We start from the raw sequence: 12,935 nt of genomic DNA, 5'->3' as shown, positions 1-12,935 counted from the left end.
AGAGATCGGAGTGTAAGTGGCCTCGAACCTAAATGGCTGGGCTTTGGCCATTTAGGTTCGAGGTCCTTACACGCAGATCTCTGCGCCGGTGAACGCGTTTCGGAGACGTATACCCTACTGAATGATTATTGCCCATTTAAGTCTGCAATTCCCCCCTACAGATCCCTGCACACATCACAACCTCCACCCCAAACCAAAAGCCAGCCCAAACCCCGGCTGGCTTTCCAATCACGCAAATTAATATAATGAAGCTTTCTTCCGCGCAAGATAAGCATCTTCAACTTTCTTGTAGCTGCCCTGCTCCGTCTGCTCCAACGCGGTCGCCAACGTATCGGCAGCCTGCTGATAGTCAAATTGCATATACAGCTCGGTCGCATGCTTAACCGCGTCCGCCACCGGCTTAACCGTTATTTTGTAGCGGTTGGCATATTGCATCAATTCTTCGGTTAATCCGGCCGCATCAATTAAGGCACTGGTTGTTTTCTTTAAATCATCAATATCACTGGCAATCTTAATCAGAAACTTGGCAATCGCATCCATGTTAATTTTAACCTGATCCAAATCGTGATTAAGCTGATCAATTTCGGCAGTAACATGTTTAACCTTATTCACATAGTCTTGCGGCAACCCCGGCAAGTGATGGCGGACGATTTCATGCTTAATATTCCGCATATCGAGTTCAAAACTCTCTGCTTGTTTATTAGCGATGATCTCGCCTTTTTTCAAACCTGCCACGTCTTGGTTAATCTGGACCTGTTGCTTTTCAATCGCCGTTAACTGTTCTTTGGTTTCATCAAACCGCGCAATCACGTCCGAGTACACGGCCTCGCCTGCTTCAATCGCATCGGTATCCTTCGTGTAATTTGCGTCAATCGCATCTAACTGCATTTTTAAATTTTTAGCGGTTTTGATTTCATGATGATTCAGCGTGTAGCTTTGATTCAGATGATCCAATTCTGCCTGCAATTCCCGATTTTGGCGCAGTGCATGATCAATGAAGCGCCGCAAATCAGGGGACGCAACATCCACCCGTTTCTTGGCCTGCATCTCTTTTTCCATAATGGCGTACATTTTATCGATCTCAGCTTCGATTTCCGCATTGGCTGCCTCTGTTGCCTCCACATCAATCGATTTAAGAGCCGCATTGGCATCCTTCATCTTGGCCTCGACATCCGCAACCATCCCCGGAATATCATCGGTGAACACATAATGGGCGGTGGTGAGTTGCCGGTAACCGTGCTGAATTTCGTTAATTTGTCCAGGAAACTCGTTGACCTGCTCGTTTACCAGTGGTGGTAATTCCTTAACCTGCTTCTTCAAAACCCGCATCTGCTCGGCTAACTGTTTAATTTCTGCCTTTGCCGCCTGATGATCGCCATCATTATTGATCTGGTCAATTTTTTGAAAAAGCTGCGCCAATTGCTGCAATTGTTGCTCTAATGCTGGCTGAGCATCACCGAAGACAAAGCTCTTGGCAAGAATCGTCTTGCGTGAAACCTGGTAATCATCTCGCAATTGCAACATTTTACTACGGTTATCTGCTTCGTCGTGCCGAATGTCTTGTAGTGCCTGGCTAATCAGTTCGTATTGGCGCTGAGCCGTCTCGATTTTATCTTCCAGCACCTTCGCAATTTTCGATGCCCGATCTAAACGGAAGCGTTTAACCTGGTCTTCGAGATCAAGCAGAATCTTTTGCAGCTCAGCTAGATCGTGGTCGTTTAACTGATCAAACGCCCGCTCCCACTTGCCAAAGGTTGCCAGACTGTCACCGGTCAGCTTCAGTTGCTCAATGCTGCGAATCTGACTCGAGAGCGCACCAATATCAATCGCTTCGACTTTTTCGTCTAAGTCTTTGATACGCGTTTGAAAATAATGCTGCAGCCACCAGACACTGCCAGCAGCCACAATTATAATCGCAACAATAATGAAGAACCAGATCATCCCTACACCCTCTGCTTTACCGATTATCTTTCTAATTGCATTTTGCCTACTTACCGGCTAAAATGCCGTTAAGTGTTAAAAACGATAACATCCTAGCTACCAGTATCGCAAAAAAAGCCCGCAGTTAAAAGGCCTAGATGCTGCTTTTCATAAATTCCTAAAAGGACTGATCAAATGACAACCCTTGATCCTATTATTATCGATCAACTTGATGGCCTACTTACAGGCGAAACCAACCCCATCACCGTACTTGCCAATGCCAGTGCACTGCTAAATGACAGCATGCCTGAGCTCAACTGGGCTGGTTTCTACCTTTATAATGGCAAAACCGGGCAGCTCGACCTCGGCCCCTTCCAAGGAAAAGTTGCCTGCATGCACATTCAACCGGGCAAAGGCGTCGTTGGAACCAGCTATCGGCAAAATAGCGTGATTCGCGTTGCTAACGTCCATGAATTTGCCGGTCACATCGCCTGCGATTCAGCCAGCAACGCCGAAATCGTCGTGCCGATCAACGTTAATGGCGAAACCGTTGCCATCATGGACATTGACTCCCCGAAACTCAACCGTTTTAGCGAAAACGACGAACAGATCCTGACACAGTTCGGTCAAACGCTCGCCAATCACCTTGACACCGCTGCGCTAAACACGGTATACTAGCTCGCGTGTAAAATAATGCAGCAGCGGCCGGCATGGTCGGCTCCAGTCCTGCCTCGGCATCACGCCGATGACAGTAGTAACCGCGGCTGCGAAGGTGAACCTTTGCAGGACTGCCCGTGTGCTAAAGCCGCAATTCGTTATTTTACTCCAAATAAAAACTTGGAGGAATACTCATATGTCTCGTTATACAGGTCCTCGCTGGAAGCAAAGCCGTCGTCTCGGCTTGTCCCTTTCCGGCACTGGTAAAGAATTAGCTCGTCGTCCTTATGCACCCGGTGATCACGGTGCCAACAACCGCCGTAAGATTTCCGAATACGGTCAGCAACTGCGTGAAAAGCAGAAGCTGCGTTGGATGTACGGTTTAAACGAACGCCAATTCCAGAACTTGTTCCTGCGCGCTGGTAAGATCAAAGAAGGTACCCATGGTGATAACTTCATGATCCTGCTTGAAACCCGTTTAGATAACTTGGTTTTCCGTTTGGGCTTGGCTTCCAGCCGTCCGCAAGCGCGCCAACTTGTCAACCACGGCCACATCACAGTTGATGGCAAGCGCCTTGATATTCCTTCCTATGAAGTACAGCCTGGCCAAGTGATCGGTCTTCGCGAACGCTCACAAAACCTCGCTGTTGTCAATGAAGCTATCGAGAACACAGTTTCCCGTCCAGCTTACGTAACCTTTGACGACAATAAGAAGGAAGGTTCCCTTGTTCGCTTGCCAGAACGTGGCGAACTCGAACCAGAAGTTGACGAATCACTGGTTGTTGAATACTATAACCAGAAACTTTAATACTTCACAGCTACAGTCAACTCTTTGCGGAGTTGGCTGTTTTTGTTTGAGCTCTTGAACTGTTTACAGACTTTGCACAGAATTTGCAGACAATTTTCTATCTTATTTCCCCCAAAAATGTATACTAACGGTAGCCAAGCTTTTGTATAGGTAGATAGCCTAATAACGCCTATACCAATTTGGAGGACTTAATATGATTTCAACCAAAGAAATTGCCAACTACTATCTACAAAGTTTGCGTCAAAGCAGTCTTGTCGAGGTTAACGCCAAGTATACTAAACCCTTTTCGACCAACTATAGCGAAATTGTTGAGGGCAAAATTTTGAGCCCTACATTTCCAGATTTTTTCAAACGTACGCGGAAGGGCCTTGCAAAAACCGAGTCGTCAAACGGCTTAAGTGTTTTCATTATGCCGATTGTGATCAAAACTGCGAAGGTCTTCATTTATCCTTTCATTATTCCAGCAATGTTAAATGAAGATGGTCAACTAACTCATCAGGAATATACGGTTCCGTGGATTCAACGTGAATTAATGACCCCAGCTGGCGAAGATTCCTCCCATCCACTACGCTATAAACCAATTGCAAATGTCAACGACTATTTTGATGCAATCAATGGTGGTGCTCTTGATCATTTAGAGTGGTCTGATTACATTCATCAAGCAGAGGCTCTCTTTCAACACTTGACCAACTTGTCATTTGCCACATTTAAATCAATAGAAAAAGTGAACAATTATGTCCTACCTGCCGAACCAACAGGTATCTGCCATATCATTCCTGGCGAGCAAAATTTAGGATTTTCAGCTCAAATCCAAGGCCTTTATCAAGACATTCTGGCCTCTAAAGAGCAACTTCCTCTTTTCGATTCTTTAAATCCTGAATCCAGCGTTCAAGATGAAAAGATTCTATCCCAAGCTAGCATGAGATCTCATTACTCTAATCACCTCGCTCAAATGAGTCCCAAGCATGGCATGACGGATACCCAACGAAATGCATTGGCCAACCTTGATGCTACAACTAACGGACAAACATTGGCTGTCAGCGGTCCCCCAGGCACGGGTAAGACGACTTTGATTCAAAGTGTTGTGGCCACGCAATGGGTTCAAGCGGCGTTTAAAGAGACCATGCCTCCCATTTGTGTCGCTTCATCTGTTAACAACCAAGCCGTTACAAATATTATTCAAAGCTTTCAAGCTGGTGAACTAAATGATGAAGAGGTTGCGGCATTTTCACTTCCCAAAAAGGCTATTTATCAAAAAATGTCAGTGAAAAAGTCAACACTTATTTCACATTGGCTACCTGGACATAACACCTATGGTTTATATCTTGCAGCAAATAGAAACTTGACGGACGGGACACTTCCATATGCTGCGATTTCCATCAATCATAACGAATACTTTGACCAGCTAATTACTGATGACGCGCTAAGCAAGGCTACAAAAGTATTTTTTCAAAATTATCATGCACTTTTTCCGGATTCAGGTGGCTCACTTCAAAAATGTCGTGAAACGCTTCATGGTTATCTAACCAACGTTGTAGAAGACATTCGAACCATTATCAATGGTCAGGACGTTAATTTCGACAAACAGGCAGCAACACTTTCCGCAACACTTTCCGAGCAAACAATCCAATTAACCAAAAGCCAGGCAAGTGTTGACGAAGCTGAAAGGCAGCTTCGTGGTTGGTATGACTTTGACGCTAAACATGCAAGCATTCTTGATTATTTTCCGTTGATTGGTCCTAAAAGAAAAGCCGCAAGAAAAATTGATTATTTGCACTTGAAGGGTTTTTCAGATGATACCGATCTTCAACGAAACCTTGATCATGTTCGAGCTGAAAATACTGCTTTAAGTAAGACTATAAACACTACAAAACTGGCTCTAATTGATGTTCAGAAACGTCAAGAGAATTTTAAGATAGCCTGCGCTCAGAATAACATCAAATTGACATCAACAAATACGCAATCACGTTCAGATCTTAATAAGCAAGTGGATACAAATTTACGTTACTTAGCGTTCTTGCTAGCTACCCATTATTGGGAGGCTCGCTGGTTAACAGAAATGAAGCAGCATCAAACTAACTCAGCAACCGCCGCATTTGAAAAAGTACGGAAAGTTTGGCAAGTTCGCGCAATGCTGACACCTTGTTTTGTTGGCACCTTTTATCAGGTAGACGCCTTTTTCCGAAAAGATCATGTTCCCTTCCTTAATGGCATTGATTTGTTGATTGCCGATGAGGCTGGTCAAGTTAGTCCTGAACTGGCAATTGCAAGTCTCGCACTTGCAAAACGTTTTCTGGCAGTTGGCGACGTTAAGCAAATTGAACCGATATGGAGCGTCCAGAAATCCGTTGACGAAGCCAACATGCGAAGTCTGACCAAATTTTCAGAAGATGAAATAGCTGCTATCAAAAAGACGGGATTTGCAACATCCTCGGGCAACCTTATGAGTGTGGCACAACATCAAAGTGTGTTTACACAGAGCGAAATAGTCGGTGGCGGTCTTTTACTACAAGAACATTTTCGTTGTTTACCCAAAATTACTGATTACTTCAATACACTAGCTTATCAAGGTAAACTAATTCCTAAACGTTCTAACCCTACTATCACCTCGTCAGACCAGCTGCCACAACTGGGCTATGCGCATGTATTCGGACTGTCGGCTATCCAAAATGGCAGCCGTTACAACCGTCGAGAAGCCGATGCCATTGCTCAATGGCTTAAAAATCGGAAAGCAAGCCTTCGTAACTTGGAAGGAAAAAATGTTAAGGATTGGAAACTTGGAGATACAGTTGCAATATTATCACCATTCAATCGACAAGCCAAAGAAATCAATGAAGCCTTAACCCGATATGAATTAGATGATCAAAAAATCATTGTCGGAACGGTTCATGCGATGCAAGGTGCAGAACGGAGAGTAGTTCTATTTTCACCTGTTTATGACAACGCAAAGACTGAATTTTTCTTTGATAAGGGCATCAATATGCTGAACGTCGCGGTATCACGAGCAAAAGATAGCTTCTTATATTTCGGCAATATCGATTTACTTACCACTAAGGGCAATAAGCCATCTTCACAATTAGCCCGAAGACTATTTTCTGAATCGAGCAACGAAATTAAAGATGTAACGCTTTTTACTGAAGAAGAGATCAAATCAAATCGCCAGTTCGTTCTTAGTGACGCCAAGACACATGACAAATGGCTGTACCATCAACTTTTAACCGCAAAAAAGCAAATTGACATTAGCTCACCTTATATATCAAAAAGGTCAATTGAGGCTGGCACAATCGCACTTCTTAGCGCTATTAAACAAGCTACTCGCCGAGGTGTACGTGTCAACATCTATCCAAATCGCGCCATGTATGATCAAACAGATAACCAAAAGATGGCAAACTTTGAAGGCGGTATCGCATTGCTGAAAGCATCTGGCGCAAGCATTTTTGAGGCCTCGTCTCGAGTTCACTCAAAACAGGTTGTAGTAGATGGCCATATTCTGGCAAACGGCTCTTTTAATTGGTTTTCAGCCGTCAGGGATGAGAATAGCCCCTATTACAATCGAGATACTTCAACCGTCATTGATGACGAGAATCTAGTTCGAAAATTTTCCCTACCACTTTTCAATTTAGCGAAAAACGAAGACAACTTTAAAGATTCAGACTGATTACACCCTTCTGCAACCCCCAGTTGACACTTCGCAACCCTTGATTGCTTGTATAGGTCAAGCATCTATCGGATAATTGAGGTATAGAAGGAGGCGATGACGATGTTCGGTGAACGACTCATGCAATTGCGCAAAAGGAGTGGACTTTCGCAAAATGAACTAGCTGAAGCCATGGGAATTAGTCGGCAGGCAATCTCAAAGTACGAAAACAACTTGGCTGAACCGGACCTTCAAAAAATTCAGCAGTTCACGATGATTCTAGGAGTCTCTTACGCTGATCTGCTTGGTAATGAACCACCAGAACCGAAACCAGCTGCTAACAGGCCAAGTAGCGCCATCACAATAACTTCCCTAATCAATGACCGTTTAGGCAACTATACCGGTTTTCAAATTGCTGAAGGTATTCCTAGCAAAACCGCGCCCACTTTTCTTCTAATCGGTGAGAGCAGTCAGCGCGGGTTGCTTGGCACCACTCGCCTCATTGAGCTTGGTTGGTATCAAACCAGACATGCAGCTGAAGCAGAGCTTAAACAGATACAAGAAGCTATGCTGCGGGGTGATGCGGTTTATCACCTTGCGTATACGGCTAAAGTAAATAAAAAAGGAATGTTAGGTGTTCGGCTCCTGGATTAAGCGGAACGTCCAACCTAATTAAACGCTTGGTTCAATTTTCAAATGTAACCTATTCAAAGCAAAAAACAGTTCGACTACCGATAACAGTTGAACTGGTTTTTATAATATATTTTATTTTCCAAACTTCATGCTTTCCCATGCTGCCGGTACGTGTATGTCAAGAAATAAAACGGTACCGCCACGAGCAACGCGCCAAGGCCAATGACCAGCTGACTTACCTGAACCTGAACCAATAGCCAGATGCTGACTAAAATTGCTACTGCAGGAATGACGGGGCCAAGCGGCAGATGGAAGGTACTGCTTTTATCCTTGGTCTTGGTTTTGGCAAACACGATCACCGCCAAACATGTTGGAATGTATTGGGCAAATCTTGAAACCGCGCTGATTTGAGCGAGGTAGCCGAATGTGCCGGAATACGCAATGAGTAAGGTAATGGTTGCGGACACGATGATCGCAACATATGGTGAGTTGACCCGATTACGTTTGGCCAACAATTGCGGCATCATGTGATTTTCGGCGAGGGCAACTCCAGACCGCGGGGTGATAAAGGAACTGGCAACAAGCAGTCCCCCAGTCGATAACAGCGTCCCGGCGGCCACCAAAGCATTGCCAAAGCCACCGGTGATTTTAGCGAAAGCGGTTTGAATTGGTGTATCTGTACTTGCCAACGCGTTTCCCAAAATACCGGTGCTGACAACCTGAATCAGGATGTAAAAAAGTGCAACCACCGTCATGACGGTAGCAACGGCTTTGGGTAAATTACGCTTGGCATTTTTCATGTCGCCCGCCGCAACGACTAAGCCTTCAAAACCGGTGAAAGCATAAAACATGACCACCGCGGCTTGCCCGAAACTACCGGACTTATAGCTGCCGCCTGGGAATAATGGCGTGAAATTGCTGCCTTTGATGAAGAAAATGCCAATTGCAACAAACAAAACTAGCGGAACCAATTTTGAAACGCTAATCACATTGTTGACCACGGTTGAAACCCGGACACCGGCGATATTCATGAGCGCCAAGCCGATGACCATGATTGAAATAATCGAATCGCGAATAATAGGCTGGTTTAACGCTGGAAAAGTCCCGACTAATGCAGTTGTAAAAGCAACCGCCATCGTGGCCTCCGCGATAATCCGAATCGCCCAAGTGACAAAGCCGACCTCAAAGCCGACAAAATCGCCAAATGCATCTTTGGCATATAAGTACGGACCACCATCACGATCAAAATAGGTCGCGGCTTGAGCAAAACAAAGTGCAATACTGATGACCAACAAAGCATCAAAAAGTAAGACAAAAATACTAGCTGACCCAATTAACTTAGCAGCCTGATTGGGTAACAGAAAAATTCCGGAACCGATAATGCCGTTGATCCCCAGCAAAATCATGCTCCAATAACCCATTTTTTCTTTCTTCACAACATTATTCATTGCCATCACCTCCTGCACGTTTAACAATATCGGCAAATAATGGTAGTTGTTCCGGAAATTGTTGCCACATATTTTCCGGATGCCACTGAACGCCGAGAATCAGATTCGACTCCTTGCTTTCAACGGCTTCAACGACTCCATCCGGCGCTTTGGCAGTGACTTTAAGACTCGCTGCAACATCCTTAACTGCCTGATGGTGCCGGGAGTTAACATAACTACTCGTCCCTAACAATGCTGCTAAATGGGAGCCCGGCGTAATCGCAACGTGATGGGTCGGCCACTGTCCCGGTGCAGCTTGGGCATGGCGAATGGTGGCTTGCGGGTTTTGGCTTGGCAAATCCTGATAAAGGTTGCCACCTAATGCCACGTTAAGAATCTGAATGCCCCGACAAATCGCAAAAATCGGTTTATTCGCCTTCAAAGTTGCTTTAATTAAGGCAATTTCGAACCGATCCTTTTGATAAGTAGCCCGCCCCATCGCTTGAATGGGTTCTTCTTGATAAAACGTCGGATCAACATCCGGTCCGCCTGGCAAAACCAAACCGTCAAAAACATCAACATATTGTGCTGCCAACGACGCTGCTGCAGCGTCATCTTCAGGATACGGCAAAATTAACGGTGCCCCGCCAACTTTTACAATTGCATTTTTGATCATGTTTGGCGCCATGTCTGCATAGTTCAGATTAATGACAGGCGAAGGCGCGACCATTGAATCTCCGGTAAGTGCGATGATTGGTCGCATACTGTCAGCTCCTTTTTTAGATATTCTAATATTTTAATCTTTCTATAATTAATTTCAACCATTATTTTAATATACGGTTACGTCTCAGAATCCTTGATAGACTGCCACCAATGAAGGAAACCGATTTCATAAAATGAACGCAAAACCGCAATTTTACATCAAAGTCGACCCTTACAAATGACATTAAGCCTAAATTTCAGTACAATATTTGCAAGAAAACGTTTGAGGAGATGACATTATGAAACGCATCCACGATTTGTGAGTACCCTGAAAGGAGTGCTCATATCATGAGTCGAAGTTTCAAAAAATATCCCGTTGTCAAAGACTGGCATCAAGGAATGAAGCAGCGCACCAATCGTAGCTTACGAGCAAAAATAAAGCGCGGTGAACTTGACGATCTACTTAGCGGTAAAAGTAATCGCTATCGGCGAGTTTATGAATCGTGGAACATTTCAGATTATGCCGCCAGATATGATTTACACGAGGCTGCCCAGCCGCTGAAATTAATTTGGGCCTACGAGCGGGTTCATTTACTTGATGATTTAATCAATCGGCTGCAGAAACGCGTGAACACTAAGCCTATTTATGAATGGGTGCAACGCGAAATCCCAGTCAAAAAAACGAACTATGATGACCCTCGTTACTGGCCGCTCCGTCATCATGATGGCCGGTTGCCCTTGCATTCTGCGGAATTAAACGAATGGCGGCAAAGTTTTTTGCAAAAGTAAGTCTTAGAATTTTTTAAGTGTACTTCCATTGCCGGTGCGACAATTCAAGTTCCATTAGAAAAAGGCGTTGCTGTTAGATATTGGTTAATACCCAGCATCTAACGGCAACGCCTTTTTACGATAATTAAACCTGTAACTGTCTTTACGCTTAACCAACAGTCGGCGCGATCATCGTCAGCTGTATCCGCTCGCGATTGAGATCCACCGATTCAATCCAGACCGTCACAATATCACCGACTGCCACAACCGTTTTAGGATCGCGGACAAACTTGCGGGTCATTTTAGAGACATGAACTAAACCGTCGTGCTTAACGCCAATGTCGACAAACGCGCCGAAATCTACAACATTGCGGACAGTTCCTTCCAGCTTCATGCCCGGCTTCAGGTCTTCCATGGTGAGGACATCTTGCCGAAGAAGCGGTGCTGCCATGTTCTCACGAAGATCGCGACCGGGATTTTGCAGGCTGCTAATGATGTCATGCACTGTCTCAACGCCAACACCATCGTTGACAAATGGGGCCACATCAACACTAGCAACCTTGGCAATTACTTCATGATCACCTAAATCAGCCGTGGATAACCCCGCCGCAGCCAGAATCTTTTTGGCAACAGGGTAACTTTCCGGGTGAATATCGGTGTTATCAAGTGGCTGCTTACCGCCAATGATTCGCAGAAAACCAACTGACTGTTCAAATGATTTTGGCCCCAGCCGCGGCACTTTTTTCAATTCGGCACGGCTGTTATAGCGGCCATTTTCATCGCGGTATTTCACAATGTTAGTCGCAATCGTTTTTGACAATCCGGAAATGTGGGTTAACAGTTGGTAACTAGCTGTGTTCAGGTTAACGCCAACCTGATTGACCGCGCGTTCCACGACTGCATCGACTTCACTTGCCAGCGCCTTGGCGGGTAAATCGTGCTGATACTGCCCCACACCAATCGATTCCGGATCAATCTTCACTAATTCCGCCAGTGGATCCTGCAGGCGGCGAGCAATGCTGATTGCGCTGCGCTGTTCGACATGCAGGTCCGGGAACTCATCCCGCGCCTCTTGACTGGCTGAATATACCGATGCCCCAGCTTCGTTGACGATGACATAATAAATATCCCGCTTAATCTGCTTGAGCGTTTCCGCCACAAATTGTTCCGATTCCCGACCTGCTGTTCCGTTGCCGATCGCAATCATCGTCACATGATATTTTTCGAGTAGCGCAATCAGTTCCGAAGCCGCGGCCTGACGCTTCTTCTCTGGCGCCGGTTTGTGCGGATAAATGACAGCTTTGTCCAAAAACTTACCATTTTCGTCCACCACGGCTAGCTTGCAGCCGGTGCGGTAAGCCGGATCAAATCCGAGAACCACCTTGCCTTTAATCGGTGCCTGCATCAGCAAGTTGTACAGATTCTGACCAAAGACTTTAATCGACTGCTCCTCAGCACTTTCGGTTAAAGTATTGCGCACTTCCCGTTCAATCGCCGGGCCAATGAAGCGTCTGTAGGCATCCTGATATGCCGCTTCAATAAACGCTGTTGCTTCGGTACTTGGGCGATTATCAATCAATTTAAAATGGCAATACTGCATCACCGAAGCGGGGTCAACTTGAACCTTAACTGTCAAAATCTTCTCTTTTTCGCCGCGATTAATGGCCAGCGTCCGAGTCGATGACATTTTCTTAACGGTCTCTTCAAAGTCGTAAAATTGCTGATAAACGCCTTTTTCGTCCAGTTCCTTGCCTTTGGTTTTGACGGTCGTTTTAATCGTACCGGTACGCATGGTGAAATTGCGCACCCAATTGCGGATCGGCGCCATTTCGCTAAACTTCTCCGCAAGAATTTCATGGGCACCGTCCAATACGTCCTGCTCAGTCGCAACCTCTTTGTCCGGATTCACAAATTTAGCCGCTTCAGACGTCAAATCGCCTACTGGGAAAGAAAGAATCCACTGCGCAAAAGGTTCAAGTCCGCGCGCTTTAGCAATGGTTGCCTTGGTCTGACGCTTCTGCTTATAAGGTAAATAAATATCCTCAACATCCTGCAACTTGGTACTAGCACGGATTTGCTGCTCCAGCTCAGGCATCAGCGCCCCTTGTTCGGCAATACTCTTGATCACCGCAGCTTTACGATCCTGCAGCGCCGTCACCCGTTTATAGGCTTCCTCAATCGCCTGAATCTGAACTTCATCCAGACTCCCGGTCATTTCTTTACGATACCGCGCAATAAACGGAACCGTATTGCCTTCATTCATCAAATTCAAAACCGTACTGATTTGCCGGCTCGTCATTCCCGTCAAGTCTTGTTGTACGATTTGAATGGTTTGGTCTTCAATCAAAATATCTTCCCCACAATTTCTGTTCAGTCTGCTTAG

9 protein-coding genes are annotated in these 12,935 nt (G+C 45.4%); 5 read left to right on the top strand and 4 right to left on the bottom strand.

What is annotated here, in order from left to right:
- Positions 1 to 237: 237 nt before the first annotated feature.
- Positions 238 to 1,941 carry a septation ring formation regulator EzrA gene (gene ezrA / locus ACWP87_RS00045; protein ID WP_014569570.1) on the bottom strand — a complete coding sequence of 568 codons (1,704 nt, stop codon included), beginning with the start codon at positions 1,939 to 1,941 and terminating at the stop codon, positions 238 to 240.
- A 174-nt stretch (positions 1,942 to 2,115) separates the two neighbouring features.
- Here ezrA and ACWP87_RS00040 point away from each other — a divergent pair, with 174 nt between their 5' ends.
- The 4 genes from ACWP87_RS00040 to ACWP87_RS00025 all read left to right on the top strand — a co-directional run bounded on the left by ACWP87_RS00040 (position 2,116) and on the right by ACWP87_RS00025 (position 7,676).
- On the top strand, positions 2,116 to 2,598 hold the full coding sequence (locus ACWP87_RS00040) for a GAF domain-containing protein (protein ID WP_014569569.1): 483 nt from the start codon (positions 2,116 to 2,118) through the stop codon (positions 2,596 to 2,598).
- A 175-nt stretch (positions 2,599 to 2,773) separates the two neighbouring features.
- Positions 2,774 to 3,385: a 30S ribosomal protein S4 gene (gene rpsD, locus ACWP87_RS00035; protein ID WP_005713812.1), complete on the top strand. Its 612-nt coding sequence runs from the start codon at positions 2,774 to 2,776 to the stop codon at positions 3,383 to 3,385.
- 193 nt (positions 3,386 to 3,578) lie between these two features.
- On the top strand, positions 3,579 to 7,043 hold the full coding sequence (locus ACWP87_RS00030; protein WP_014569568.1) for an AAA domain-containing protein: 3,465 nt from the start codon (positions 3,579 to 3,581) through the stop codon (positions 7,041 to 7,043).
- Positions 7,044 to 7,145: 102 nt separating this feature from the next.
- Positions 7,146 to 7,676 carry a helix-turn-helix domain-containing protein gene (locus ACWP87_RS00025; protein WP_014569567.1) on the top strand — a complete coding sequence of 177 codons (531 nt, stop codon included), beginning with the start codon at positions 7,146 to 7,148 and terminating at the stop codon, positions 7,674 to 7,676.
- A gap of 125 nt (positions 7,677 to 7,801) precedes the next feature.
- On the opposite strand, the gene ACWP87_RS00020 is transcribed toward ACWP87_RS00025, so the two are convergent.
- Both ACWP87_RS00020 and ACWP87_RS00015 read right to left on the bottom strand, forming a co-directional pair.
- On the bottom strand, positions 7,802 to 9,103 hold the full coding sequence (locus ACWP87_RS00020) for an APC family permease (protein WP_014569566.1): 1,302 nt from the start codon (positions 9,101 to 9,103) through the stop codon (positions 7,802 to 7,804).
- Positions 9,096 to 9,845, bottom strand: a complete 750-nt coding sequence (locus ACWP87_RS00015; protein ID WP_014569565.1) for a gamma-glutamyl-gamma-aminobutyrate hydrolase family protein — start codon at positions 9,843 to 9,845, stop codon at positions 9,096 to 9,098. The genes ACWP87_RS00020 and ACWP87_RS00015 overlap by 8 nt, the downstream gene beginning before the upstream one ends.
- A 287-nt stretch (positions 9,846 to 10,132) precedes the next feature.
- On the opposite strand from ACWP87_RS00015, the gene ACWP87_RS00010 reads away from it, so the two are divergent.
- Complete coding sequence (locus tag ACWP87_RS00010; protein ID WP_014569564.1) at positions 10,133 to 10,573, top strand: hypothetical protein; 441 nt, start codon at positions 10,133 to 10,135, stop codon at positions 10,571 to 10,573.
- Positions 10,574 to 10,721: 148 nt separating this feature from the next.
- On the opposite strand, the gene ACWP87_RS00005 is transcribed toward ACWP87_RS00010, so the two are convergent.
- Positions 10,722 to 12,899 (bottom strand): Tex family protein, encoded by a 2,178-nt coding sequence (locus ACWP87_RS00005; RefSeq protein WP_014569563.1) that lies wholly within the window; start codon positions 12,897 to 12,899, stop codon positions 10,722 to 10,724.
- Between the last annotated feature and the right edge of the window lie 36 nt (positions 12,900 to 12,935).

The sequence above is a fragment of the Lacticaseibacillus sp. 22 genome (assembly GCF_055413445.1).
This window is presented reverse-complemented; position numbering and strand designations above follow the sequence as displayed.

Bases quoted from the DNA above. Each gene is read 5' to 3' on its own strand.
- ACWP87_RS00020 (WP_014569566.1), bottom strand. From the start codon at position 9,103: ATGAATAATGTTGTGAAGAAAGAAAAAATGGGTTATTGGAGCATGATT.
- ezrA (WP_014569570.1), bottom strand. From the start codon at position 1,941: ATGATCTGGTTCTTCATTATTGTTGCGATTATAATTGTGGCTGCTGGC.
- ACWP87_RS00010 (WP_014569564.1), top strand. From the start codon at position 10,133: ATGAGTCGAAGTTTCAAAAAATATCCCGTTGTCAAAGACTGGCATCAA.
- rpsD (WP_005713812.1), top strand. From the start codon at position 2,774: ATGTCTCGTTATACAGGTCCTCGCTGGAAGCAAAGCCGTCGTCTCGGC.
- ACWP87_RS00030 (WP_014569568.1), top strand. From the start codon at position 3,579: ATGATTTCAACCAAAGAAATTGCCAACTACTATCTACAAAGTTTGCGT.
- ACWP87_RS00015 (WP_014569565.1), bottom strand. From the start codon at position 9,845: ATGCGACCAATCATCGCACTTACCGGAGATTCAATGGTCGCGCCTTCG.
- ACWP87_RS00040 (WP_014569569.1), top strand. From the start codon at position 2,116: ATGACAACCCTTGATCCTATTATTATCGATCAACTTGATGGCCTACTT.
- ACWP87_RS00025 (WP_014569567.1), top strand. From the start codon at position 7,146: ATGTTCGGTGAACGACTCATGCAATTGCGCAAAAGGAGTGGACTTTCG.